Consider the following 25,584-nt stretch of genomic DNA (forward strand, 5'->3'; position numbering starts at 1 on the left):
AAGTGAATCACGCAATCAACGATCCGGGAATCCCCTTATTGAGTACAGGCCCTAGGGCGTCAGCCTTCGTCCGACCGGGTTGAGGCGCCGGGCACCAGCGGCTTCGCCAGCGCATAGCGATCGGGATCATAGGGTTTCGGCGCACGCGGCCAGAATAGCCGCATCAGCCAGGCGCCGGCCGCCACGCCAGGCAGGAAAAACAGGCCGGCGGCGTTTTCCTGCAGCAGGAAGAGCCAGACAAAACCGGCCAGGCAGGCGGCGCCGGCCACGGTTCCGACCGCGAACAGCGTCCACATGAAGCCGAGTTTCGGGCCCTCAAGAAAGAGGATTTCCTCGCGGCGCGGAGCGAGAGCCTGGTGCAGGCCGATGAGAACACTGCGAAAGGTGTCGGCCTTTACTTCCCATGCGCCCGGGCGGACCCAGCTCATTGATCCGAAGACGAGCTCATTGCCCAGCGCGTCGCGAACACGGCAGACAACCTGGCTCGCAGGCCCGGCCATTTCGACATTCAGCCGGACCGAGCGAATATCGGCAAACGCCATGGATTGGGCCGCTTCGCCGCGGTCATTCGCCTGCACGAGGGACTCATCACTCACTTGTGTCGTGCGCAGGCCACTGGCCGCATTGCGCCGGTCCTCATGTTGAATCATGGCGGATTGCACCCTTGTTTCGCGCGCCCGGAAACCAAATACTGGACGAGACCGGTTGAACTCGCCAAACTCCACGACAATGTCAAATCGCACCCGAAAATTTCTCACCATCGCCGATGAAAGTCCCGAGTGCCGCAAGGCGCTCTATTTCGCCGCGCGTCGTGCTCACACACTCGGGGCCAAGGTGGCCATTCTCGCTACCTACCAGACCGGTGATTTCAACCACTGGATCGGGGTTGCCGAGACCGCCAAGCGTGAGGCCGAAGTGGCCGCAGAAGCCATGCTGGAATCGCTGGCCGAGGATGCCGAGGCGGTTACTGGCGAGCGCCCCGAACTGATCCTGCGCGAGGGCGAACGTCGCGCCGCTCTGGCCCAGGTGCTCGAGGAGGATCCGCTGATTTCGTTTCTGGTTCTCGGTGCCTCGGTTTCAAGCGAAGGTCCCGGCCCGCTGGTGATGGCGCTGGCACGGGGCAAGGGCTTGTTCAGCGGCCGCGCCGTTCCGGTGACGGTGGTGCCGGGTGATATGGAAAACTCCGAAATCGACGCCATGTCCTGATAACCCTGTCCATGAAGGGGTTGAACCTTGTCCGATTCAGCGCCAATTGAGGGACAAGGAGATGCCCGATGTTCATCCAGACTGAAGCCACGCCCAATCCCAATACGCTGAAATTCCTGCCCGGTCGTGAGATTTCTCCCGGCGGACCGCATGAATTCGAGACCGCAGACGCCGCCGAGGCCTCGCCGCTGGCGGCCGATCTCTTCCTGATCCAGGGCGTGACGGGCGTGTTCCTCGGCGAGGATTTCATCGCCATCACCAAGGATGGCGCGGTCGAGTGGGATCATGTCAAACCCTTCCTGCTGGGTGCCATCATGGATGGGCTGCAATCGGGCCGGCCGATTCTCGGTGACGCGGAAACCGAAAGCGGCCACGCTGCCTATGCCGGCGATGATGCCGAGATCGTCAAGGAAATCATTGAGCTGATCGATACGCGCGTGCGGCCGGCGGTGGCCCAGGATGGCGGCGATATCCTGTTCCATTCCTTTATTGCTGATAGCGGCACCGTGCGCCTGAAGATGCGCGGCGCCTGTTCCGGTTGCCCGTCCTCGACGATGACGCTGAAGGCCGGGATCGAAAATCTCCTCAAGCACTATATCCCGGAGATCCAGTCTGTCGAAGCGGTCGCCTGACGACTGCGTCCGGGACGAAGCAAGTCTTTTTCCAAATCGGCATATTAAATTTGGTTCCTGGCCTGTTTATGTCTGCCGCAACATCAATTCATTCTGCGGAGACCGAAACATGGCAGGCGAAGTGACCAGCAAACCGACCAATAACACCGTCATCAATGAAGACGCGATTGCGCAGGTCTTTCTCGATGCGCGCACCTATAATGACTTCGAGGACACCCCGATCCCGGAAGCGACGCTGAAGCGTTTGTACGACATCACGAAAATGGGCCCGACCAGCGCGAACAACTCGCCGGCCCGCTTTGTCTTCGTGCAGTCCGACGCAGCCAAGGCGCGCCTCAAGCCATTTCTGGCCGAAGGCAATGTCGAGAAGTCGATGAAGGCCCCGGTGACGGTGATTTTCGCCTGGGACGAGAAGTATTATGACAAGATTCCCCAATTGATGCCGCACAATCCCGGTGCCCGCGAATGGTTCACCGGCCCCGGCGCCGAGCTCAATGGCCGCCGCAATTCGGTTCTGCAGGCCGGTTATTTCCTGCTCGCGGCCCGAGCACTGGGGCTCGATACCGGACCGATGACCGGCTTTGACGCCGCCGGTGTCGATGCCGAATTCTTTGCCGGCAATCCGGGCACGGAAAACTGGAAGTCGGACATCCTGATCAATCTCGGGACCGGGACGACGAAAAATCTCTTCCCGCGTCTGCCGCGTCTGAGCTTCGACGAGGCCGCACAAATCATCTAGACCGCTCGCATGGCTTTGTTGGCGATCGATACGACCGGTTCTGACTGCTCCGTGGCGCTGCGCGTCGCGGGGCAGCCGGACCTGTGCCGCAGCGACCCGATCGGGCGCGGCCATGCTGAATATCTCGCCCCCATGATTGCCGGCATGCTGGACGAGGCGGGCCTGCAAGCGGCCCAGCTCACGCGGATCGGGGTAATGACGGGACCCGGCAGTTTTGCCGGCAGCCGGGTCGGGGTGGCCTTCGCCCGGGGCCTTGCGCTGGCGACCGGCGCGCAGGCTGTCGGGATCGGTAATCTGGCGGTTCTGGCCCGGGCCGCGGGAATTTCCGGCCCTCTGGCCGTGCTGCATGACGCCAAACGCGGCGATATTGTGGTTCAGGTCTGGCAGGGCGGTGCCGCGATGAGTGCGGAATTATTACCCGTTTCCGAGGTGGCGGCACGCATCCTGGAACTGGCCGGCGAGACCGGGCATATGACCGGCAGTGGTGCCGGTCTGATCGATTTGCCACAATTCACCGATCTTGCCACGACAGCGATCGATTTGACGGCATTGCTGGATCTGACCGAACGCGCCGATGCGGCCCAGGCGCCGCCATTGCCCTTCTATGCGCGCCCTCCGGATGCGAAACTGCCCGGAGGCCGTCAGCCTTGAGCACGATACGGGTCGAGCGAACCGGGCCGGACTCGGCGGGCAAGATGGCGCAAATCCATTCGCTCTGTTTTCAACCCTTCTGGTCTGAGGGTGAAATCGCCGCGATGATGCATATGCCGACGACGGTCGGTCTGTTGGCGAGGCGCGGCGATGAGTGGGTGGGCATGGCCCTGTATCGGGTCGCGGCCGATGAGGCCGAGCTTTTGACGATCGGTGTCGTGCCTGCACAACGCTGCCAGGGAGCCGGGGCTCAAATCCTGGCCTGTGGCGAAGCGCAAGCCGCGGCGCGTGGTGCAGCGCGGTTGTTTCTGGAAGTTTCGACGCTCAACACCTCGGCGAAAGCATTGTATCTACGGACGGGTTACAGCCAGATCGGGCAAAGGCGGGCCTACTACCCAGACGGTAGTGACGCTCTGGTTCTTGAAAAATCACTGAGCGGTGATGGACAGCGCAGCGGTTCACGGCCTATCACTCCATTCAGCGAATAGGGGAATCACATGCCGGATCGGATCGAGAAGCTTTGTGTCGACAAGGGTCTGCGGATGACCGATCAACGCCGGGTGATTGCCCGCGTCCTGTCGGACTCCGAGGATCATCCCGATGCCGAGGAGCTCCACCGTCGCGCCGCCGCGGAAGATCCGAGGATCTCGCTGGCGACCGTCTACCGGACCGTGCGCCTGTTTGAAGAGGCCGGCATTATCGAGCGTCACGATTTCCGCGACGGGCGTTCGCGCTATGAGGAAGTCGGCGACGAGCATCATGATCACCTGATCGATCTGAAATCCGGCGAGGTCATTGAATTCGTCAATGAGGAGATCGAACGGCTGCAGGAAGCGGTTGCGCGCAAGCTGGGCTACAAGCTTGTCGATCATCGCATGGAGTTATACGGCGTACCGCTCAAGAGCGCCGGGGAATAGGCGCCCGATCGAGGAGCGGTCATGTCCGCACGCCCACCCGGCAAACACGCCTTTGTCTTCATCTTCATCACCGTTTTGATCGATATGGTCGGTTTCGGCATCATCATCCCGGTGATGCCGCAATTGGTGATGTCGCTGACGGGCGAGCCTGTCGAGTCAGCCGCCGTGATGGGCGGGCTGTTGATGGGCGTTTTCGCCTTCACGCAATTCATCTTCGCCCCGATCATCGGCGGATTGAGTGATCGGTATGGCCGCCGTCGCGTCCTGTTGTTTGCGATGCTCGGTTTCACGATCGATTATCTGATCATGGGCACGGCGACGACCTTTGCGGTGTTGTTCATCGGCCGGATGCTGTCGGGGGTGTTCGGTGCCACATATACCACGGCCAACGCCTATATCGCTGATATCACTGACGCCAAAGACCGTGCCGGCCGTTTCGGCATGATGGGCGCGGCCTTCGGTCTTGGTTTTATCCTGGGCCCGGTGATCGGCGGCCTGCTGGGCGATGTCGACCCGCGCTACCCTTTCTTCGCCGCCGCAGCCCTGGCCGGCGCCAATGTGATTTATGGCTATTTCATCCTGCCGGAGACGCTGAGCGAGGAGAATCGACGGCCCTTCAATATTCGGCGTGCCAACCCGTTCGGTTCCTTGATTCAAATGCACAAATACCCGGTCGTGTTTGCCATGCTGGCTGCGGCCTTTCTCTTTTTTCTCGGTCATGCCGCCTTCCCGGCGCTCTGGACTTATTTCTCGACCCTGCGCTTTGACTGGACGCCGCGCGATATCGGCTTCTCGCTGATGGCGGTGGGGCTGGCCTCGGCGATTGTGCAGGGCGGGCTGACGCGGATTATTGTGGGCCGGATTGGCGAATGGCGGGCCTATGGGATCGGCTTCTCGATCGCGGCAGTGGCCTATATTGGCTATGGATTCGTCAGTGAAGTCTGGGTGTTCTACGTCATCATGGCCTTCGGGTCCTTTGCCGGAATCGGCGGGCCGGCGATGCAGTCGATCTGCTCGCGTCTCGTGCCGGCCAATAGCCAGGGCGAATTGCAGGGGGCGATGTCGAGCCTGCAGAGCCTGTCCATGGTGATCGGTCCGCTAACCCTGCCGTTGGTCTTCCGCTACTTCACCACTGATGACGCGCCGGTCTATCTTCCAGGTGCTGCTTTCCTGCTGGCCGCTGTCCTGACGGTCCTGGCGCTGGTCGTCGGCCTGTCATCGCGCGGCAAAGACGTCACAACGCTCAAGAAACCGGCCCTGGCCGAGGCGGAGTGAGGCGGCAGGTCTTGCCTTGAGGACGAGTTTCGCCCATAACGCGCGGCTTCCCCGGCATGGACCGGGACGGAAACAAGTCGACCGGTCGCGGTTGCCCCAGAGTGACGATGAGCTCGACGCGTAAACGCCTTTATATCAAGACCTATGGTTGCCAGATGAATGTCTATGATTCCGAAAGGATGAAAGACGTTCTGACGCCGCTTGGCTATGAGACGTCCGAGGAGGCCGAGGGCTCCGATCTCGTCATCATCAATACCTGCCATATCCGGGAAAAGGCGGCGGAGAAACTGTATTCCGATCTCGGACGCCTGCGCCCCTTCAAGGACGCCAAGGCAGAGCATGGCGGCATGACGATTGCCGTTGCCGGCTGTGTCGCCCAGGCTGAGGGTGCCGAGATCATGCGCCGCGCGCCGACGGTCGATCTCGTGGTCGGGCCGCAGAGCTATCACAAGCTTCCCGAACTGATCGCCCGCGCCCACCGCGCCCGCGGCGAAGCGCTCGACACGGAATTCGAGGTCGAGGACAAGTTCGACCAATTGCCGAGCGAGCGCCATGTCGAGGGCTATTCGGCCTTCGTGACCGTGCAGGAAGGCTGCGACAAATTCTGCACTTTCTGCGTCGTGCCCTATACGCGCGGCGCCGAATGGTCGCGGCCGGTTGACCAGCTGGTCGACGAGATCCGCCGTCTCGCTGCCAAGGGCGTGCGCGAAATCACCCTGCTGGGTCAGAACGTCAACGCCTATCACGGCGCCCCGCCGGCCGGCCGCGAGGCCGATGGGCCCTGGGGGCTGGGTCAGCTCTTGCGCCATATCGCCCTGATCGGTGGCATTGAGCGCGTGCGTTATCTCACCAGTCATCCGCGCGATATGGATGAGGCGCTGATTGCAGCGCATCGCGATGAATTCAAGATCATGCCCTATCTGCACCTGCCCATTCAGAGCGGGTCGGACAAGATCCTCAAGGCGATGAACCGCCAGCACACCTATGGCGAATACGCCGGGCTGATCGCCCGCATGCGCGAGGTGCGGCCCGATATCGCGATCTCCGGCGATTTCATCGTCGGCTTCCCGGGCGAAACCGATGCCGACTTCGAGGACACGATGCGTTGCGTGCGCGAGATCGGTTATGCCAGCGCCTTCTCCTTCAAGTATTCGCGCCGTCCCGGAACGCCGGGTGCGGCGATGCCGAACCAGGTCGACGAGGCCGTGAAGACGACGCGCCTGCACGCCCTGCAGGCCCTGCTCGACGAACAGCAGACCGGTTTCAACCGTTCGCAGATCGGGCGGACCTTGCCGGTTCTGTTCGAGAAAGCCGGCCGGATTGCCGGGCAATTGCACGGCCGCAGCCCCTATCTGCAGTCGGTGCATGTTGACGGGCCGGCCGATCTGATCGGGCGTATCGGCATGGTCCGGATCGAGGATGCATCGCGCAATTCCCTGTCAGGCCAGCTGGTGGGTGCGGAGCGAGACGTCGCGTGAAGCCGCCCAAGACAACCCCCTCGAAAGCCCGAGCCGCCAAGCCGCGCCGTGAAGTCTCCGAAGGCCTGCATTTCGACGATGTCGAACGTCTGCGCGCCATGGTTGGTGCCGGTGACCGCTTCCTGATCCTGATCGAGGAAGAGCTCAATGTGCGCCTCAGTGCGCCCGGCGGTGGCCAGATCGTGATCGCGGCGGGTGACCCGCAGGCGCGCGATGATGCCAAGCGTGTGCTCAAGGGCCTGTATGCCAGTCTCGCCCATGGTCTGACTTGTGACGAGGCGACGGTGCGCGCCGCCTTGCGCATGCTCGATGGTGGCGATCTTCCGAGCCAGCCCGATGATGGTGTGATCCGCGTGCCGCGCGGCGCCAGCCTGATTGCCCGCACCGAGGGCCAGCGCGCCTATGTCCGCGCGCTGAAGAATGAAAAAGCCTATGACCTGATCTTCGGCGTCGGCCCGGCCGGCACCGGAAAGACGCTGCTGGCGGTCGCCTATGGCGCCTCCATGCTGGTGCAGCGCAAATTCGAGAAACTCATCATCACGCGTCCGGCCGTCGAGGCCGGCGAGAAGCTCGGCTTTCTGCCTGGCGATCTCAATGAGAAGGTCGACCCCTATCTCTTGCCGGTCTGGGACGCGCTGGCCGATACGCTGGGCCGGGCCGAGCTGGAGCGTATGCGCGCCGATGGCCGCATCGAGGTTGCGCCGATCGCCTTCATGCGCGGGCGCACGCTCAATCGTGCCTTCGTCATCGTCGATGAGGCGCAAAACACTTCGCGCGCCCAGATGCAGATGGTGCTGACCCGGCTGGGTGAAGGCTCACGCATGGCGGTGACCGGCGATCCGAGCCAGTGTGACCTGTTGCCGCGTGACCCGTCCGGCCTGCCGCATGCGCTCGAGATCCTCGCCGAGACCAAGGGTGTGGCGGCGATCCGCTTTACCCGGGCCGATGTTGTGCGCCATGATCTCGTGGCCCGCATTGTCGCGGCCTATGAAGATGATCTGAACAAGCGAGGCGGAGCCCGGACGTCATGAATGCTGTCGACGTCATCGTTGAAGACGAGACCTGGAAGGTCATCGAGGGCAAGACTCGGCTGGTCGAGCAGGCCGTCGCAGCCGCCAGCGCGGAAATCACCAATGCCCGGCCTGGCGTGATTGCCGTCCTGCTGACCGATGACGCGGCCATGGCCGATCTCAATACGCGGTTTCGCCAGAAGTCAGGGCCGACCAATGTGCTCTCCTTCCCGGCATCGGAGCATACGGATAATCATCTTGGCGATATTGCCCTGGCGTCCGGTGTGGTCATCAGCGAGGCAAATGCGCGCTCGCTTCCCCTGGCCGATCACCTGCGTCATTTGATCGTGCATGGATTCCTGCATCTTCAGGGTTATGATCACCTCGAAGATGACGAGGCCCAGGTAATGGAATCGATCGAACGCCGGGCATTGGCCCGGCTGGGGGTTGCCGACCCTTATCTCGACATGGCTGACGGCGGGGCAGAAGCCGATGAGTAGCGTGGACGATACTTCCGAGGCTGATACCCGGTCCTGGTTCGGGCGAATTTTCGGCGGGCCGGATGATATCAAGGAATCGGCGCTCCCGATCGAGCCCGTCAAGCCGGCATCGCCGCCTGCGTTCGCGATCGACCCCGATGCCCTCGAGGATTTGCGGGTCGTCGATGTCATGGTGCCGCGCGCCGATATTATCGGCGTCGAGGTCTCCACGCCGCTTGGCGAGCTGGCGCACGCCTTTGCCAAGGCGGCCCATTCGCGTTTGCCGGTCTACCGGGAAACCCTCGATGACCCGATCGGCGTCGTCCATATCAAGGATCTGATCGCTCACCTCGCCCCGAATGAGGCGGGGGTGCGCGAGGCGGGCTGGGCCGATCTCCAGGTCTTGCCGGCGATCACGCGGCCGCTCCTCTTCGCGCCGCCCTCCATGCGGGCCACCGATTTGCTGCGCCGTATGCAGGGGCGTCGCATGCACCTGGCCCTGGTCGTCGATGAATATGGCGGGACTGACGGGCTGGTGACGTTTGAAGACCTGATCGAGCCGATCGTCGGGGATATTGAAGACGAGCATGACGACGAGGATGCGCCGGTGATCCGCGCCCGCGGGCCCGGCGTCTGGGATGTCGAGGCGCGGGCCGAGATCGATGCTTTCGAACAGGTGGTCGGCGAGGAAATTGCCGGTCCCGATGAGGATGAGGATGTCGATAGTCTGGGCGGACTCGTCTTCACCCTGACCGGCCGGGTTCCCGAACGTGGTGAGGTGATCCGTCACCCCAAGGGTTATGAGTTCGAGGTGCTGGAGGCGGACCCGCGGCGCATCAAGCGGATGCGGGTGCGGGCGACCCACTGGACTCATGCCGGCGCTGCGGCGGATGAAGGGGCCGAGGCGTCTTGACCCGCCATGCCTGGTATTCGCCCGGGCGATTGCGCACACGGATCGCCGCCGCGAGCGGATGGCAATTGGCCCTGATGCTGTGCCTGGGCGGCGCCGTGTCAGCCCTGGCGATGGCGCCGGTCTTTGCCTGGCCGGTTCTGATTGTGACCCTGGCAGTGCTGTTGTGGACTGTCGACGGTGCCCGCCGGCGCGCCAGGCCGTTGCGCGCAGCCTTCTGGCGCGGATTTCTGTTCGGCTTCGGCTATTTCCTCGCCGGCATGTTCTGGCTTGCCTATGCCTTCATCAATCGCGGCCCGGAATTTATTCCGCTCATCCCGCTGGCTGTGCCGGCCCTGGCGGCGCTGTTGGCCGCATTCTGGGGCGGTGCCATGGTCGCCTATGCCCTGCTGGCGCAACGCTCGGAATGGCGCGTGCTGGTGTTTGCGGTGTGTATCGCGGTGTTCGAGTGGTTGCGCGGGCACATGTTCGGCGGTTTGCCGTGGAATCTGCCAGCCTATGCCTGGCCAGCCGGTGGTGCGGTCAGCCAGACGGCCTCCTGGTTTGGCGTTTATGGCCTGAGCCTGCTCACGGTTTTAACGCTGGTCTCGCCTGCGGTTGCTGTCGGCCCCGCCTTCAATCTGAAACGAAGCATGCCCGCCATGGCAGGCGCGGCGATCTTGTTGATCATGTTCAGCTTTGGTGCATTGCGGTTGCAGGAATCCGATCCCGGCACGGTGCCGGACGTAAGGCTGCGGATCGTGCAATCCTCCATCACCCAGGCGGAAAAATGGGGATCGGATGGTGCCTTGCTGGCCCGGGACCGGTATCTCGGCCTTACCGCCGCGCCCGGTCTGGCTGATGTTACTCACGTGCTCTGGCCCGAGGGCGCGTTGCCGATCTACATGCTCGAGGACGGCGCCACGCTCAGCCTGATTGGCGAGTTATTTGCCAGTGACCAGGTCTTGATGACCGGGATTAGCCGCCGGGTGGTGGGGCCGGAGGACGATACCTATTACAACTCCCTGGCCGTCTTGCGCTATCAGGGCGGGGCACCGCGCATTGTCGGACTCTATGACAAGGTCCTGTTGGCCCCGTTTGGCGAGAGCATTCCCTTTTCCGGCCTGCTGTCGATGATCGGATTCGCCGATTTTGCCCGTCTGCAGTACACGCCCGGTGCCGGCCCCTTCGTGATGGATTTGCCGGGCGCGCCGCCGGTCATGCCACTGATCTGCTATGAGGGGATATTCCCCGGCTTTGTCCGTGCGGGCACGCCGCGCCCGTCCTGGTTGTTCAACCTGTCAAATGACGCCTGGTTCGGTGAGACCAGTGGCCCGCGTCAGCATGTCAACCAGACGCGCTACCGTTCGATCGAGACCGGCCTGCCGATGATTCGCTCCGCATCGCGGGGTGTCTCGGGCGTGATTGACGCCCTCGGCCGCATGCCGGTAGAGATCCAGCCGCGCAGTGAGGGCGCCTATGATGTCGATTTGCCGCGACCGGTTGCAGCACCGCTTTACGCCCTCTGGGGCGACTGGCCGTTCTGGATTATCAATGGCTTCCTGATTGCGGGCATCATTTTGCAGCGACGTAAAGTGGTAGAAAAATATTTAAAATACCGGCGCTGAACAGATAGTGATGATGCCGAGCCGCCGTGCTCATGTTAATTATAACGGCGATCGATGGCTATTTGGCCCGCAAACGAGGTAATTTTATGCAGAAGGTAAACCCCCGCATTCCCAATCCGGTTGATATGCATGTGGGGTCAAGAATTCGACTGCGTCGCCAGTTGATGAAGATGAGTCAGGAAAAACTCGGCGATGAGCTGGGTGTGACCTTCCAGCAGGTCCAGAAGTATGAACGCGGTGCAAATCGGGTTGGTGCGAGCCGGCTTTACCGGCTGTCGCGCGTGCTCGAAGTACCGGTCCAGTTCTTCTTCGAGGATCTGGCGGACAAGCCCAATGTCTCCGGCATGGCGGAAGGCGACCAGACGCCGATCGTCTATAACTTCATCCAGAGTTCTGACGGCGTCTCGCTGGCCGAGGCCTTTTCCCGGATCAGCGATGCGAAAGTCCGCCGGCGCGTACTCGAACTTGTGCGCACCCTGGCTGCCGAGCAGGACGAGCTCGCCCACTGACGTTGCGCGTGCAGGCGGCCACACAATTCGCTATGTCGTGCGCATGACCGACCAACTCAACGCTTCCGGGGACTTCCGGCTGTTTGGACGTGCCAAGGGCAAGCCGCTCTCGGCGCGCCAGCAGGCGCTTGTCGATGATGTCCTGCCGACCATTGATCTGCCGCCGGACGGGGAGATCGATCCGGCACGCCTGGCCGCCGGCAAGGCGGCGCATATTCTCGAGATCGGCTTTGGCAGCGGCGAGCACCTGGTGGCCCAGGCCGCGGCGCATCCGCAAAATCTCTATGTCGGTATCGAGCCCTTCCTCAATGGGGTCGCCAAGACACTGGCCGGGATTGATGATGGCGGGCTGGAGAATGTCCGTCTGCATCGCGGCGACGCGCGCGACGTCCTGCCGCGCTTCGCCGACGGGGTTTTCGACCGCATTTTCCTGCTCTTCCCCGACCCCTGGCACAAGAAGCGCCACGCCAAGCGCCGTTTCATCCAGCAATCATCGCGCGATGATTTTGCCCGTATTCTCAAGCCGGGCGGACAATTGCGCATTGCCACCGACGTGAAGTCCTATGCGGACCATGTGATGGCCGAGTTCGCTGGCGATGGGCGCTTCGAATGGACGGCGCAAACGGCTGCGGATTGGCGCCTGCCACCCGTTGATCATGTTCGCACCCGCTATGAGACCAAGAATCTCGGCGATTGCGCGCCGGTCTTCATGGATTTCATTTGCCGCTCGGGCGCTCCCTTGCCAAGCGGCCCCAAGGCGGCTATATAGCGCCCATACACAAGTTCGATCGCATTGGATGATGCTATCGAGCGGTCGCCTAACGGCGGCCGCTCTTTTTGTTACTGCAGACGGAGCCGCCGGCTTGAAGACGAAGACACCACAGGATATCCGCATTCTGAATCTGGCCGAGCCGGTTGCCGCCGAGCTCGGACTGGAGATTGTCCGCGTGCGCGTCCTCTCCGGAAAGCGCGCCCGCCTGCAAATCATGGCCGATCGCCCCGATAACGCCATTGACGTTGAAGATTGCGCGCGCCTGTCGCGCGGCATTTCCGGCGCCCTGGAGACCGAGGATCCGATTTCCGGAGAATTCGATCTTGAGGTATCATCACCGGGGATCGACCGGCCCTTGACCACCCTGCCGCATTTCGCGCGCTGGGAGGGCAATGAAGCCAAGATCGAGCTGGACCGCCTCGCGGATGGCCGCAAGCGATTCAGAGGTATTCTCGCCGGCGTCGAGGGGGATAATGTCCTGCTCGACGCGGATGGCGAAGAGGACACTACGCTGATCCCGTTTGACTGGATCACCGATGCCAAGCTGGTTTTGACGGACGCCTTGATCGAGGCGAATTTGAAAGCGCGCGCCGAGGCGCCCGCGACGACCGAAGGAGACGAATGATGTCGCAGTCCATCGTAACGGGGAACTTCCGATGAGCATTGGTGTCAGCGCCAACAGGCTTGAATTGCTGCAGATCGCGCGTGCCGTTGCGGCCGAGAAGTCGATCAGCGAATCGATCGTGATCGAGGCGATTGAGGAAGCGATTCAAAAGGCCGCCAAGTCTCGCTATGGCGCCGAAAACGACATCCGGGCCAAGATTGACCCGAAGACCGGCGAATTGTCGCTGACCCGTTGCATGACGGTCGCCGAAGAAGTCGAGAATGACAGCCAGGAAATTTCCCTCGTTGAGGCCCGCAAGATCGACAAGACCGCCGAGATCGGCACCGTCTTCTCCGACGAGCTGCCTCCGATCGAATTTGGCCGGGTCGCGTCGCAGACCGCCAAGCAGGTGATCACGCAGAAAGTGCGTGAAGCCGAGCGGGCGCGTCAGTTCGAGGAATACAAGGACCGTGTCGGCGAGATCATCAATGGTATCGTCAAGCGTGTTGAATATGGCAATGTGATCATGGATCTCGGCCGCGCCGAGGGCATTATCCGCCGCGCCGACGGCATCCCGCGCGAAAACCTGCAGACCAATGAGCGCGTCCGGGCCTATATCTATGACGTGCGTGAGGAAATCCGCGGACCGCAGATCTTCCTGTCCCGCGCCCATCCGGACTTCATGGCCGCCCTGTTCGCGCAGGAAGTGCCGGAAGTGTATGAAGGCATTATCGAGATCTCGGCCGTTGCCCGCGATCCCGGCAGCCGGGCCAAGATCGCCGTCATTTCCAATGACGCCTCGATCGATCCGGTCGGTGCCTGTGTCGGTATGCGCGGTTCGCGCGTCCAGGCTGTGGTCTCCGAACTGGCCGGCGAGAAGATCGATATCATTCCCTGGTCCGACGATCCGGCGACCTTTATCGTCAATGCGCTGCAGCCGGCCGAAGTGTCCAAGGTCGTCCTCGATGAGGAAGATCGCCGCATTGAAGTCGTGGTGCCTGACGAGCAGCTGTCGCTCGCCATTGGCCGCCGTGGCCAGAATGTGCGCCTCGCCTCGCAGCTGACCGGCTGGTCGATCGACATCCTCACCGAGGAAGAAGAATCCGAACGCCGCCAGCGCGAATTCGCTGAACGCACCGCCCTGTTCACCGGCGCGCTTGATGTCGACGAAGTCATCGCCCAGTTGCTGGCGACCGAAGGCTTCACCGATGTCTCGGAAATCGCCTATGTCGGCCTTGGCGAAATTGCCGCCATTGAGGGCTTCGACGATGATACGGCTGAAGAGATCCAGGCGCGTGCCCGGGATTATCTCGACCGCCTCGCCGGCGAACAGGATGCCAAGCGCAAGGAGCTCGGCGTCGAGGACGCCCTGCTCGAGGTCGAGGGTATTGATCTGCCCATGGCTGTCGCGCTCGGCGAAAATGACGTCAAGACGGTCGAGGATCTGGCCGGTCTCGTGACCGATGATCTGCGCGGCTGGTTTGAAACGGTCAATGGCGAACGCGTGCGTCAGCCTGGCGTGCTGGAGAGTTTCGAGCTCTCCGCCGATGATGCCGAAATGCTGATCATGCGCGCCCGCGTTGTTGCCGGCTGGATCTCCGAGGAGGACCTGCCGGTGCGCGAAGTCGAGGAAGTCGAGGATGAAGATCCTGACGCCCACGTCTTCGACGTCGAGAATATGGATCTGGCGGAGCTGGAAGCCGAGGCCGCTGCATTGGGCCTCGACCTAGACGCAGCTGACGCCGGCGAGGAGGAACAGAAGGCTGAGTAATCCGAAGGCGGCGACACAGGCGATCCGGGAGAAGCGTTGCATCGCTTCCGGAGAGGTCAAGGACGAGGCGGAACTGATCCGCCTTGTGATTGGCCCGGGAGACGAAGTCTTCCCCGACATCGCCGCCAAATTGCCCGGCCGTGGCATATGGGTCAGTGCCGATCGCGCTTCGGTCGACACGGCCGCCCGCAAGGGATTGTTCAACCGGTCAGCCGGACGGGCCGTCAAGGTTCCCGACGGCCTGGCCGACATGATCGAGGCGCAACTTGCCGCCCGTGCATTGAGCCTTCTGGGCCTGGCGCGGCGGGCCGGTGAGGTGGCGCTGGGATTTGATGCCGCACGCATCGCCCTGAAGGCCGGTCGGCCGGCCTGGCGGATCGAGGCGGTCGACGGCGCCGAGGACGGACGGGTCAAACTCGACCGTCTGGCCCAGGCGGCCTGGGGTGATATTCCGGTTGCCGGTGGATTTACCGCCGAGCAATTGGGCGAGGCACTCGGGCGCGGCACGGTCGTGCATGGAGTGCTTACCGGTGGTTCGCAGGTGCGGGCTTTCGGCGTGACAATGAGGAAGCTCGAGGGCTTCCGGCCGCCGGCTCCCTGAACCGGGAGCTGCGGCGCATGCCGCAACAGCGGTTGAATACGGGGTGGAGGTCGCTAGGTTAGCGAGCCTTCAGGCCGGACAAGGTATGAACAGCGCGGATTTCCGGCACTCGGCTACCGGAAAAGCCCGTCAAACGATAGCCGAACTTGGAAGGCTCGCATGAGCGACGCAGACGACAATAATTCCTCCGGCCGCCGGCCGCTTTCTCTGAAACGACCCGGTGCGGGCACCGTGCAGCAAAGTTTTGCGCGCGGACGTTCGAAAGCCGTGGTGGTCGAGAAGAAGCGCAAACGTGTGGTGACCCCTGGCAAGGACTCCGGTCCGGCCGGTGGGAGAGGTCCTGGTGGCGCCGGCGCCAGCAAGGGTGAGTCCGCGCTTGCCGCGAAAGCCCGTCAGCTGGGATTGTCCGAGGAAGAACTCGTATCGCGTCAGCGGGCGATTGCCCGTGCCCGTGCCGAGTCGGCCGATCGCGATGCCAAGAAGAAACAGGAAGAGGCTGAACGCTCGGCGCGTGCCGATGCCGAACGTCAAAACCTTGACGATCTGAAAGCCCGCGAGGCCGATGAGGCCAAGGCTGCCGAACGCGAAGCCGAAGCCGCGGCCGAAGCGCGCCGCCTGGCCGAAGCTGACGCCTCACGCGATGCCGATGATGGTCCGAAAAAAGGTGATGGCGAAGTTCGCCGCAAGCCTGCCGCTGAAAAGCGTCCACAGCGTCCGATGGATGGGGCAGACCTGCCCGACCCGGCCGCGACGCTCGACGCTATGGGTGGCCGTGTCAAACGCAAGGGTCCGCCCGTCAGTGCCGGTCCGGTCAAGCCCGGCCAGCAACAAACGCCAGCCCGCGCCAAGGCTGATAGCCGCCGCCGTGGCAAGCTGACGATCCAGAATATTCTCGAGGGCGATGAAGAGCGTCAACGCTCGCTTGCCTCGGTCCGCCGGGCCCGGGAACGTGAAAAACAACGCCGCAGCGACGGTACGACGGCGCGTGAGAAGATTTCCCGCGAAGTCATCATTCCGGAATCGATCACGGTTGCCGATCTGGCCAACCGGATGGCTGAGCGCTCCATGGACGTCATCAAATATCTGATGAAGCAGGGCCAGATGGTCCGCATGGATGATGTGCTCGAGGCCGATGATGCGGAACTCATCGTGGAAGACTTCGGCCACACGGTGAAGCGTGTCTCCGAATCCGACGTCGAAACCGGCTTTATCGCCAGTGACGATCCGGAAGAGAGCAAGGTCAAGCGCGCACCGGTCGTGGCGATCATGGGTCATGTCGATCACGGCAAGACCTCGCTGCTCGACGCCTTGCGTTCAACCGATGTCGTTTCGGGTGAAGCCGGCGGCATCACCCAGCATATCGGTGCCTATCAGGTGCAGTTGAAGTCCGGTGACAAGATCACCTTCCTCGACACGCCGGGACATGCGGCTTTCTCGGCCATGCGTTCGCGCGGTGCCGAAGCGACCGATATCGTCATCCTCGTCGTGGCCGCCGATGATTCCGTGAAGCCGCAAACCATCGAGGCGATCAAATTCGCCAAGGCGGCCGGCACGCCGATCATCGTCGCCGTCAACAAGATCGACAAGCACGAAGCCGATCCGCAAAAAGTCATTACGGACCTGCTGCAGCAGGACATCGTCGTCGAGGCCATGTCCGGCGATGTCCAGTCGGTCAATATCTCGGCGAAGAAGCGCACCGGTCTTGACGAGCTGACCGATGCCATTCTGCTTCAGGCCGAATTGCTGGATCTGAAAGCCAATCCGGACCGCGATGCCGAAGGCGTCGTGATCGAGAGCAAGATCGACAAGGGCCGCGGCTCTGTCGCGACGGTTCTGGTTCGCCGCGGCACGCTGAAGCGCGGCGACCTTCTGGTCGCTGGTGGTCAGTGGGGCCGTGTCCGCGCCCTGACCAATGAGCGCGGCCAGACCCTGGCTGAAGCCGGCCCGTCGGTACCCGTTGAAGTCCTCGGTCTCGACGGCGCTCCGGATCCGGGCGAAGTCTTTGCCGTGGTCGAGAATGAAGGCCGGGCGCGCGAAATCGCGATGTATCGCCAGCGCAAGACCCGGTCCGCCGGTGGCGCCCAGAATGTCGGCCTGGGCACATCGCTCGAGCAGATGATGGCGCGACTTCAGGAAAACCAGACCAAGGAAATGCCGCTGCTGATCAAGGCAGATGTGCAAGGTTCCGCCGAGGCCATCAAGCAGTCGCTTGAGCGTCTCGGGAATGACGAGGTCCAGGCGAAAATCGTGCTCGCCGCCGCAGGCGGCGTGAATGAGGGCGATGTCCTGCTGGCCAAGTCTTCGGGCTCGCCGATTTTCGCCTTCAATGTCCGCGCCAATAAACAGGCTCGCGACCTTGCCGAGCGTGAGAAAGTCGAAATCCGCTATTACTCGGTGATCTATGATGTCATCGATGATGTACGCAATACGATGGAAGGCATGCTGGCTCCGGAGAAGCGCGAAAACTTCATCGGTTACGCCGACATCCTGGAGGTCTTCAATATCACCCGCTTCGGCAAGGCTGCCGGTTGCCGCGTGACCGAAGGCGTCGTCAAGCGTGGCTGTGGCGTCCGCCTGCTGCGCAACGACACCGTCGTGCACGAGGGCCATCTGTCGACCCTGAAACGCTTCAAGGAAGAAGTGAAGGAAGTGAAGGCCGGCACCGAGTGTGGCATGGGCTTCATCGAGTATCAGGAGATCCAGAAGGGCGACAAGATCGAGTGTTTCGAGATCATCGAAGTGCCGCGCAAGCTTGAGAGCAACGGCTAGACCGGGCTTTCATATCCGGAACAGGAAAAGGGCGGCTCCATCGGGCCGCCCTTTTTGTGTTGTGAAAGCCTCGCGGGGCGTGTGAGCCTGGATCTATTGCGCCGGGATCAGGCCCTGCTCGGGTGCGGCGTAATTGGCGAAGTCCTGATGGTGGACGACCAGCCCGTCGCGCACCGTGATCACGCTGACCTGGTCGGCCCGCCAGCGAAAGGTCTGGCCTTCGGTCTCGGTCGGGTAGAGGGCGTTGACATGCCCCGTGAAGACGACCCGGTCATTGCTCGCGAAGACCGTATCCCAGACGAAGCCGAGCTCGATCGGATTATAGGTGCCGATGAAGTCCCGCAGCATGGCCAGGCTGGCGTCGCGGCCCTCGCGGTGAATCCCGTCCGGGCCGAGGCCGTCGCCGAGCGCCGTCGGGTCATCGAACACCATGTCTTCGGCCATCAGGGGCTCCATGGCGTCGATATTCGCGGCCGAATAGGCGTCCATATAGGCCCGGGCAATGCTTTCGGCGCCGGGCGCGTCCTGCGCGCCGGCGCCGGCCGACAGGGCCATGATCGCGGCCAGGGCCACCAGAGTGCGTTTCATTATTCTCTCCTGATTTGACGGGATGGGGGTGCCGGCAGCTCGCGCGCGCCTGCGAAGTCTGTGTAGTCCCTGTGCTCGACGACCTTGCCGTCCTGCACAGTGATGATCGTTATGATCGGATAGACGAAGCGCCTCTCGCCGATCCCGGTCTGATAACTCACCACTGTGCGGCCATCGAAGATCACGGCATCCGAGGATTCATAGCTGCGATCGATTTCATAGCTCAATTGCGCAATACCCCAGCTGGAAATGCCGGCGATGATGGCGTCGGCCCCGCGCCAGTCGATTGGCGGGGTGATCTGCGGAACCGCCAGTGAGGTCGGATCGATGAAACGCGCGGTCTCGGCATAGAGCGCCCGCATCGCATCATGGTCCTGGCGCTGATAGGCCGCGAGATAGGCCTCGGCGATGTTGCGTGAATTGCTGGCTGTGCCGGTTGCCCTGGCAGGCGCAGCCAGGGTCAGGCAGGCGAGCAGGCACAGGACAAGTCGGTTCATGGCAGGGCTCCGGCCGGGATGGCGGTCGTCACGATGTTTCGCATTGCCTTGTGTGCAGTGTGCGGCGGCCTGATCGCAAGACACGAGGCCGCACGCGGGGTCACATTTTCGCGTGCTTCTTGAACAGGCTGTAATCCGGGCCATCTTGACGGGCTCGCCCCCTGGCGCTTGCATCCATTGCGCAACCGGCGTACACCCGCGCGCCTTGCGGTGCAGCGATTTGACGCTTGTGCCCCCGACCTCGGAGAGGTGTTATGGCCCGTAGACCAACCCGCGAACCGAAGACAGCCACGCAGCGGCAACTCCGCGCGGGAGAAATTATCCGGCATGCGCTGGTGACCTTGCTGGCGCGCGGCGATCTGCGCGACCCCGAGCTCGAAAAGGCCCTGATCACGGTCAGTGAAGTGCGCATGAGCACGGATCTGCGGGTGGCGAAGGTCTATGTCGCACCGCTTGGTCCCGGTGAGCCGGCCGCGCTGGCCAAGGCACTCAATCGCGGTGCCGGCTTCCTGCGCGGGCGGCTGGGTCGCGAGATCGAGCTCAAATTCACGCCGGAACTGCATTTCCACGCCGATAACAGCTATGAGACCGCCAGCCATGTTGACCAGCTCCTGGCGCGGCCACAGGTGCAACGCGACCTCAAGGCGGACGATGATGGCGACAGCCAGGAATAAACCGGCTCGCGCTGATGGTATCCGCGGGCGTGAGGTTTCACGCCGCCGCCCTTTCGATCGAAATTGAGAGACAGACATGGCTCGCAAGAACAAGGGTCAGGACATCCATGGCTGGGTGATCCTCGACAAGCCCTTTGACATGACCTCGACCCAGGCGGTCTCCGCGGTTCGCCGGATCTTTGACGCCAACAAGGCCGGCCATGCCGGCACGCTCGACCCGCTGGCGACCGGCATCCTGCCAATCGCACTGGGCGAGGCGACGAAGACGGTTCCCTTCACGATGGAAGGCGCCAAGGTCTACCGGTTCACGGTCAAATGGGGCGAGCGCACTGATACGCTGGACGCCGAGGGCAAGGTGGTCGCGACGTCCGATGTGCGGCCGCAGCGCAGTGCCATTGAGGCGGTCCTGCCGGGCTTTACCGGCGAGATCCAGCAAATTCCCCCCGTCTATTCGGCGATCCGGGTCAATGGCGAACGCGCCTATGACCTGGCGCGCGATGGAGAAGAGGTCGAACTCGAGGCGCGCACGATCCGGATCGATGCGCTCGAGCTGGTCGATTGTCCCGATCCCGATCATGCCGTGTTCGAGATGCGGTGTGGCAAGGGGTCCTATGTCCGCGCCATGGCGCGCGACCTCGCTCACGCGCTGGGCACTGAGGGCCATGTCGTGGCCTTGCGGCGGCTGGTTGTCGGGAGCTTCGTCGAGGCAGAATCCACAACGCTGGACGGATTGCGAGAAATGGCTCATAAGGGCGCCGCTTCGGAAGCTCTGCTCCCGGTACAGACCGCGCTGGACGACATCCCGGCGCTGGCCATCACCGGCGAGGAGGCATCCAATCTGAAGCTAGGACGGTCGATCGTCCTGCTCCCGCGTCAAGCGCAAGAGCTGAAAGCCCTTCGGCGCCCTCTTATGATAGCGGGCAAGGATTGTTCTTTCATGGCTCTGGCGACCCTGGACGGGCAGGCAGTGGCACTCGGCGAGGCGCGGGCCGGAAGGTTTCAGCCCGTGCGTGTATTCAACTTGCCCCATGCCGGGGCCGACAGAGTTTAGGAGAACCCGATGTCGATTACGCAAGAGCGCAAATCCGCGCTCATTACAGAGCATGCCCGTGGTAGCGCCGATACCGGCTCACCGGAGGTCCAGGTGGCCATCCTCACAGAGCGGATCGCCAACCTCACAGAGCATTTCAAGACCCATAAGAAGGACAACCACTCGCGTCGCGGCCTTCTGAAAATGGTCTCCCAGCGCCGCCGTCTTCTCGATTACGTGAAGAATAAAGACGATGCCCGCTATCGGGCAATCATCGAGAAGCTTGGCCTGCGCCGCTGATCCGCGACCGCATCCGTACGAAAGACGATATGTTCGATATTCAAAAAGAAACGATCGAGTGGGAGGGCCGCCCTCTCACTTTCGAAACCGGGCGTGTAGCCCGTCAGGCCAATGGCTCGGTCATGGTGACCTATGGCGAGACGACTGTTCTCGCCACCGCCGTTGGCGTCAAGACCGTCAAGGAAGGGGCCGACTTCTTCCCTCTCACGGTCAATTACCAGGAAAAGACCTTTGCCGCCGGCAAGATCCCGGGTGGGTTCTTCAAGCGCGAGGGCCGTCCATCGGAAAAAGAGACGCTGACCTCGCGCCTCATTGACCGTCCGATCCGTCCGCTCTTCCCCAAAGGCTTCAAGAACGAAGTCCAGGTGATGCTGACCGTGCTCTCGCACGACATGGAAAACGATCCTGACATTGTCGGCCTGATCGGCGCTTCCGCCGCCCTGGTCCTGTCGGGTCTGCCATTCATGGGTCCGATCGGCGCGGCTCGCGTCGGTTATTTCGACGGTGAATACGTCATCAACCCGCCTGTCTATGACATGGTCGACAGTGCGCTCGACCTCGTCGTTGCGGGCACGGGCGATGCCGTCATGATGGTTGAATCGGAAGCGAAAGAGCTTTCCGAGGACATCATGCTTGGCGCCGTCATGGCCGGCCATGCTGCTTTCCAGCCGGTGATCGATGCGATCATCCGCCTGGCTGAAAAAGCGGCGAAAGAGCCTTGGGATTACGAGCCGGAAGATCATTCCGCCGTTGAGACCCAGGTTCGTGACCTGATTGGTGACGAGCTGGCTGCTGCCTATACCAATGTCGACAAGACCGCGCGTTATGCGGCTGTTGGCGTGGCCAAGGCGAAAGCCGTTGTGGCTCTGGCCCGTTCCGAAGAAAACCCTGACGGCCTGCCCGGCACGGTTCTCAAGGACGTGATGAAATCTGTTGAGGCCTCCATTGTTCGTGGCGGCATCATCAAGACCGGCAAGCGTATCGATGGCCGTGCCCTCGACACGGTCCGTCCGATTGTGTCCGAGGCCGGTATCCTGCCCCGCACACATGGTTCGGCCCTGTTCACCCGGGGTGAAACCCAGGCGATGGTCGTTGCCACGCTGGGCACCGGTGAAGACGAGCAATTCGTCGACGATCTGACGGGGACCTATAAGGAGCGCTTCATGCTCCATTATAATTTCCCGCCTTACTCGGTCGGTGAAACCTCCTTCCGCCTGGCTCCGGGCCGTCGCGAAATCGGCCATGGCAAGCTTGCCTGGCGCGCTGTTCGTGCGGTTCTGCCATCGCATGTCGATTTCCCCTACACGATCCGTCTCGTGTCGGAGATCACCGAATCCAATGGATCGTCCTCGATGGCCACCGTGTGTGGTGCCTCGCTGGCGATGATGGATGCCGGTGTGCCCCTGACGCGCCCGGTCTCGGGTATCGCCATGGGCCTGATCAAGGATCCTGAAGGCATTGCCGTGCTGTCCGACATCTTGGGTGATGAAGATCATCTCGGCGATATGGACTTCAAGGTTGCCGGTACGTCCGAGGGCATCACATCGCTCCAGATGGACATCAAGATCGCCGGTATCGACGAGAAGATCATGCATACAGCCCTCGCCCAGGCGAAGGGTGGCCGTCTGCATATCCTCGACGAGATGGCCAAGGCTCTCGACACGTCGCGCACCGAGCTCGGCGAGTTTGCGCCGCGCATCGAAACCATCACCATTCCGACCGACAAGATCCGTGACGTGATCGGAACCGGCGGCAAGGTGATCCGCGAGATCGTCGAAAAGACCGGTGCCAAGGTCGACGTCAATGATGAAGGCGTGATCAAGGTCTCGTCTTCGGATGCGGCTTCGATCAAGGCTGCGCTCGACTGGATCATCGGCCTCACCGCCGAGCCTGAAGAAGGCAAGATCTACAAGGGCAAAGTCGTCAAGGTCATGGATTTCGGTGCCTTCGTGAACTTCTTCGGCCCGAAAGACGGCCTGGTCCATGTGTCTCAGCTTCGTGCCGAGCGCGTGAACCATCCGTCCGACCTGCTGAAGGAAGGCGATGAAGTCTACGTCAAGCTCCTGGGCTTTGACGATCGCGGCAAGGTCCGCCTGTCGATGAAAGTCGTCGACCAGGAAACCGGTCTCGAGCTCGCCAAGGATGGCGCGGAGGCGTAAGCCCCCTTGCTTCCTGACGCGTTCAGAACTGAATGAAGACCCCGCCGGAGCCATCCGGCGGGTTTTTCTATGCGGCTTCGAGCCGGTCGCGATAACGGCGACTGCCGGGGACGGTCTCGCCATTGGACAGGGTGAGGGTGACGTCGCCTTCTCCGGTCGGGGCGGTTTGCGCGATCATGTCGCGATTGACCAACCAGGAGCGGTGAACGCGAACCGAGTCCACGCCCGCCTCGCGCAGCAGCTGGTCCAGTTGATTCAACGTCATGCGCGCCAGGTGTTGACGCGTGCCGAAGCGTGCCTCGACATAATTTCCGGCCGCGCGGGCCGAGCTGAAATCGGACGCGGCAAGGTGCATGACACGGCCGCCGCATTTGAGATTGACCCGGTGATGGGTGCGCGCTTCCGTCCGGGCAGCGGCGGCTTCCAGCCGGTGCCATTCAATGGTGCGAAAACCGGTCAGGGTCAGCAGGACCGAGACATAGCTCAGCACATCCTTGCGCAATTCATAGATGAAGGTCTGCAGCGGATTTTCGAAGAAGTGATAGTCCGTGTTGAACAGGACCGGATAGAGCGCGTCGCGTGTGACGCCCATCGCGGTGACGTGCAGGAGCGAGAACACCAGGGCGCCGCCGATATGCGCGGGTAGCCAGCGCGTCCAGCTGGCGCCGCCGAGGGGGAAGCGACGCTCCCACGGTCCCACCGCTATCCAGCACAGGATCAGCAGGTAGACCGTGCTGCTACCCTCGAGAAACCACGCTTTCCAGGCATTGAAGCTTTCCCCGTCGCGCGCTTCCTCCATGATGATGGAGGTGGCGTTGACGACCCAGAAGGCCAGCGCCATCGCTGAGAAAGCGAGCAGGGCGTGCAGTCCGGCGCGGCGCTCGGCGTCCTGTTCGTTTTGAAAGTCGATCGTGTTCATGGCCTGATCATGCCATTGCTGCCCGCTGAGGCAAGCCGGGCACTGCGCCGCTTGGCCCTGCTCGCCGCCGCTTGTCCCCGGGCTGCAGCCGCCCGTCACAGCGGGCCGCTATCGATACCGGGACGCTGGCCATCCCGTCAGGCGCCGGCCATGAAGGTGGCAATTCTTCTCTATCCGGGAGTCCAGGAAAATGACCAACCCTGCCAAGGCTGTCTCGCCCAGCACCCGCCGCTATGATCTCGACTGGCTTCGGATCGGTGTCTTCGGACTGCTGATCTTTTACCACATCGGCATGTTCTTCAACACGGAGGGCTGGCACGCCAAGAGCTCGCACATGAATGATGCGATGGAGCCGCTGATGTGGCTGTCCAGCCCCTGGCGCCTGCCGCTGCTCTTCTTCATCTCCGGCGTCGCGATCCGCTTCCTGTCCGACAAGCTGGGGGCGGGAAATTTTGCCCGTGACCGCTTTGTCCGTCTTTTCCCGGTCATCGTCTTCGGCATGTATGTGATTGTGCCGCCCCAGATGTGGGTCGAGCTGCAGCGTGCCGGCGAGATCGGTGCGAATTTCTGGACCTTCTATCAGAGCTATGCCTTCGAATGGTCCGGGCCCTGGTCGGAGCATTCACCCACCTGGAATCATATCTGGTATGTGGTCTATCTCTTCGTCTACTGCATGCTGCTGGCGCCGGTGATTCCGATCCTGCGGGCCGTCGCCGACAGCAAGGCCCTCAAGGCCGTTGGCGAGCTGTTCCAGCGTCCGGTGCTGGGCCCGATCCTGATGATCGTGTTGCCGCTTCTGCCCTTCGTTCTGATCCGTTTCACCCTGGTGGAACGTTTCCCGACCACTCATGACCTCACCAGCGACTGGGCCAATCACGCCAATAGTTTCCTGATCCTGCTCTATGGCTATTTCTTCGCCCGCAATGAGGCGCTCTGGCGCGCGGTTGACCGGGTCCTGCCCTGGGCCGCGACGCTCACGGTGACCTCCTTTGTCTTCCTCTATGCCTGCTATTCCACCTGGCCGGCGATCGAGAACAATATGCCGCTCATCTGGACCGCGCGCTTCGACCGCATTTTCTTTGCCTGGGCCATCATCCTGACCCTGCTGGGGGTCGCCCGCCGTTTCTTCAATCACGACAATGCTGCGCGCCGCTATCTCACCGAAGCCGTCTTCCCCTATTACATCCTGCACCAGACCATCATCGTGGTTGGCGGTTTCTGGATCGGCTCGATGGGGTTTGGTGTCTGGACCGAGTTCTGGGTGCTTGTCGCGATGACGGTAGTCGGGTGCGGGCTAGGCTATGAACTGGTGAGGCGGGTGCCGTTCCTGCGGCCGGTGATGGGGCTGAAATGGGTCGCCACACCGCGCAGCGGCCGCGCGGTGAGTTCGACGGTGTAGTTCGCGCCAATGTTACGAACTTGTCAGACTCGGGGGCGGCAATCTCATTTACCTTCCAGGCACAGGTCGGGCCGCCCGTGCGGCCTCC

General features: G+C 62.3%; 27 protein-coding genes. 23 read left to right on the forward strand and 4 right to left on the reverse strand.

The annotated features are described in order from the left end of the window. Positions 1-59: 59 nt before the first annotated feature. Positions 60-650, reverse strand: coding sequence for a hypothetical protein (locus AAC023_RS04675; protein ID WP_339738630.1), 591 nt, complete (start codon positions 648-650; stop codon positions 60-62). A gap of 79 nt (positions 651-729) precedes the next feature. Here AAC023_RS04675 and AAC023_RS04680 point away from each other — a divergent pair, with 79 nt between their 5' ends. The 18 genes from AAC023_RS04680 (at position 730) to infB (ending at position 17,930) form a co-directional block, all read left to right on the forward strand. Next, on the forward strand, positions 730-1,206 hold the full coding sequence (locus AAC023_RS04680; protein WP_339738632.1) for a universal stress protein: 477 nt from the start codon (positions 730-732) through the stop codon (positions 1,204-1,206). A 68-nt stretch (positions 1,207-1,274) separates the two neighbouring features. Further along, the gene (locus AAC023_RS04685; protein ID WP_339738634.1) at positions 1,275-1,838 is read left to right on the forward strand and encodes a NifU family protein; all 564 of its coding nucleotides are present in this window, start codon (positions 1,275-1,277) and stop codon (positions 1,836-1,838) included. A 109-nt stretch (positions 1,839-1,947) separates the two neighbouring features. After that, positions 1,948-2,577, forward strand: a complete 630-nt coding sequence (locus tag AAC023_RS04690) for a malonic semialdehyde reductase (protein ID WP_339738636.1) — start codon at positions 1,948-1,950, stop codon at positions 2,575-2,577. 9 nt (positions 2,578-2,586) lie between these two features. Next, positions 2,587-3,228 (forward strand): tRNA (adenosine(37)-N6)-threonylcarbamoyltransferase complex dimerization subunit type 1 TsaB, encoded by a 642-nt coding sequence (gene tsaB, locus AAC023_RS04695; RefSeq protein ID WP_339738638.1) that lies wholly within the window; start codon positions 2,587-2,589, stop codon positions 3,226-3,228. A 44-nt stretch (positions 3,229-3,272) separates the two neighbouring features. Then, the gene (locus AAC023_RS04700; RefSeq protein ID WP_339738640.1) at positions 3,273-3,716 is read left to right on the forward strand and encodes a GNAT family N-acetyltransferase; all 444 of its coding nucleotides are present in this window, start codon (positions 3,273-3,275) and stop codon (positions 3,714-3,716) included. Between the two features lie 9 nt (positions 3,717-3,725). Continuing rightward, complete coding sequence (locus tag AAC023_RS04705) at positions 3,726-4,145, forward strand: Fur family transcriptional regulator (RefSeq protein WP_091771227.1); 420 nt, start codon at positions 3,726-3,728, stop codon at positions 4,143-4,145. 21 nt (positions 4,146-4,166) lie between these two features. Continuing rightward, positions 4,167-5,420 (forward strand): TCR/Tet family MFS transporter, encoded by a 1,254-nt coding sequence (locus AAC023_RS04710; protein ID WP_339738642.1) that lies wholly within the window; start codon positions 4,167-4,169, stop codon positions 5,418-5,420. Between the two features lie 107 nt (positions 5,421-5,527). Continuing rightward, positions 5,528-6,898, forward strand: a complete 1,371-nt coding sequence (gene miaB, locus AAC023_RS04715; RefSeq protein ID WP_339738644.1) for a tRNA (N6-isopentenyl adenosine(37)-C2)-methylthiotransferase MiaB — start codon at positions 5,528-5,530, stop codon at positions 6,896-6,898. Beyond that, positions 6,895-7,929 carry a PhoH family protein gene (locus AAC023_RS04720; RefSeq protein ID WP_339738646.1) on the forward strand — a complete coding sequence of 345 codons (1,035 nt, stop codon included), beginning with the start codon at positions 6,895-6,897 and terminating at the stop codon, positions 7,927-7,929. Before miaB ends, AAC023_RS04720 begins: the two co-directional genes overlap by 4 nt. Further along, positions 7,926-8,408, forward strand: coding sequence for an rRNA maturation RNase YbeY (gene ybeY, locus AAC023_RS04725; protein WP_339738648.1), 483 nt, complete (start codon positions 7,926-7,928; stop codon positions 8,406-8,408). The genes AAC023_RS04720 and ybeY overlap by 4 nt, the downstream gene beginning before the upstream one ends. Further along, positions 8,401-9,300, forward strand: a complete 900-nt coding sequence (locus AAC023_RS04730; protein ID WP_339738650.1) for a hemolysin family protein — start codon at positions 8,401-8,403, stop codon at positions 9,298-9,300. Before ybeY ends, AAC023_RS04730 begins: the two co-directional genes overlap by 8 nt. Then, positions 9,297-10,904 carry an apolipoprotein N-acyltransferase gene (gene lnt, locus AAC023_RS04735; RefSeq protein ID WP_339738652.1) on the forward strand — a complete coding sequence of 536 codons (1,608 nt, stop codon included), beginning with the start codon at positions 9,297-9,299 and terminating at the stop codon, positions 10,902-10,904. The genes AAC023_RS04730 and lnt overlap by 4 nt, the downstream gene beginning before the upstream one ends. Positions 10,905-11,029: 125 nt before the next feature. Beyond that, positions 11,030-11,413, forward strand: coding sequence for a helix-turn-helix transcriptional regulator (locus AAC023_RS04740; RefSeq protein WP_339738697.1), 384 nt, complete (start codon positions 11,030-11,032; stop codon positions 11,411-11,413). A 43-nt stretch (positions 11,414-11,456) separates the two neighbouring features. Then, positions 11,457-12,182 carry a tRNA (guanosine(46)-N7)-methyltransferase TrmB gene (trmB, locus tag AAC023_RS04745; protein WP_339738654.1) on the forward strand — a complete coding sequence of 242 codons (726 nt, stop codon included), beginning with the start codon at positions 11,457-11,459 and terminating at the stop codon, positions 12,180-12,182. Between the two features lie 94 nt (positions 12,183-12,276). Further along, positions 12,277-12,810, forward strand: a complete 534-nt coding sequence (gene rimP / locus AAC023_RS04750; protein WP_339738656.1) for a ribosome maturation factor RimP — start codon at positions 12,277-12,279, stop codon at positions 12,808-12,810. Between the two features lie 31 nt (positions 12,811-12,841). Then, positions 12,842-14,560: a transcription termination factor NusA gene (gene nusA, locus AAC023_RS04755; RefSeq protein ID WP_339738658.1), complete on the forward strand. Its 1,719-nt coding sequence runs from the start codon at positions 12,842-12,844 to the stop codon at positions 14,558-14,560. Between the two features lie 40 nt (positions 14,561-14,600). Continuing rightward, positions 14,601-15,161, forward strand: a complete 561-nt coding sequence (locus tag AAC023_RS04760) for an RNA-binding protein (protein WP_339738699.1) — start codon at positions 14,601-14,603, stop codon at positions 15,159-15,161. Positions 15,162-15,320: 159 nt separating this feature from the next. Continuing rightward, entirely contained in the window at positions 15,321-17,930 is a 2,610-nt protein-coding gene (gene infB / locus AAC023_RS04765) for a translation initiation factor IF-2 (protein WP_339738660.1), read from the forward strand. 93 nt (positions 17,931-18,023) lie between these two features. On the opposite strand, the gene AAC023_RS04770 is transcribed toward infB, so the two are convergent. Then, a complete protein-coding gene (locus AAC023_RS04770; RefSeq protein ID WP_339738662.1) occupies positions 18,024-18,518 on the reverse strand; it encodes a nuclear transport factor 2 family protein in 495 nt (164 codons plus the stop codon). Then, positions 18,518-19,015, reverse strand: a complete 498-nt coding sequence (locus AAC023_RS04775) for a nuclear transport factor 2 family protein (protein WP_339738664.1) — start codon at positions 19,013-19,015, stop codon at positions 18,518-18,520. Before AAC023_RS04775 ends, AAC023_RS04770 begins: the two co-directional genes overlap by 1 nt. Before the next feature lie 254 nt (positions 19,016-19,269). Between AAC023_RS04775 and rbfA the strand changes: the two genes are divergently transcribed. The 4 genes from rbfA to pnp all read left to right on the forward strand — a co-directional run bounded on the left by rbfA (position 19,270) and on the right by pnp (position 23,178). Next, positions 19,270-19,689, forward strand: coding sequence for a 30S ribosome-binding factor RbfA (rbfA, locus tag AAC023_RS04780; RefSeq protein ID WP_339738666.1), 420 nt, complete (start codon positions 19,270-19,272; stop codon positions 19,687-19,689). Positions 19,690-19,765: 76 nt separating this feature from the next. Beyond that, positions 19,766-20,740 (forward strand): tRNA pseudouridine(55) synthase TruB, encoded by a 975-nt coding sequence (gene truB / locus AAC023_RS04785; protein ID WP_339738668.1) that lies wholly within the window; start codon positions 19,766-19,768, stop codon positions 20,738-20,740. 9 nt (positions 20,741-20,749) lie between these two features. Further along, positions 20,750-21,019, forward strand: a complete 270-nt coding sequence (rpsO, locus tag AAC023_RS04790) for a 30S ribosomal protein S15 (protein WP_339738670.1) — start codon at positions 20,750-20,752, stop codon at positions 21,017-21,019. A gap of 29 nt (positions 21,020-21,048) precedes the next feature. Next, entirely contained in the window at positions 21,049-23,178 is a 2,130-nt protein-coding gene (gene pnp, locus AAC023_RS04795) for a polyribonucleotide nucleotidyltransferase (RefSeq protein ID WP_339738672.1), read from the forward strand. 67 nt (positions 23,179-23,245) lie between these two features. Here the strand turns inward: pnp and AAC023_RS04800 are convergent, their stop codons facing one another. Continuing rightward, positions 23,246-24,097, reverse strand: a complete 852-nt coding sequence (locus tag AAC023_RS04800; protein WP_339738675.1) for a LytTR family DNA-binding domain-containing protein — start codon at positions 24,095-24,097, stop codon at positions 23,246-23,248. Between the two features lie 190 nt (positions 24,098-24,287). On the opposite strand from AAC023_RS04800, the gene AAC023_RS04805 reads away from it, so the two are divergent. Beyond that, entirely contained in the window at positions 24,288-25,496 is a 1,209-nt protein-coding gene (locus tag AAC023_RS04805; RefSeq protein ID WP_339738677.1) for an acyltransferase family protein, read from the forward strand. Positions 25,497-25,584: the final 88 nt, after the last annotated feature.

The sequence above is a fragment of the uncultured Maricaulis sp. genome, from assembly GCF_963976135.1.
Lineage (GTDB): Bacteria > Pseudomonadota > Alphaproteobacteria > Caulobacterales > Maricaulaceae > Maricaulis.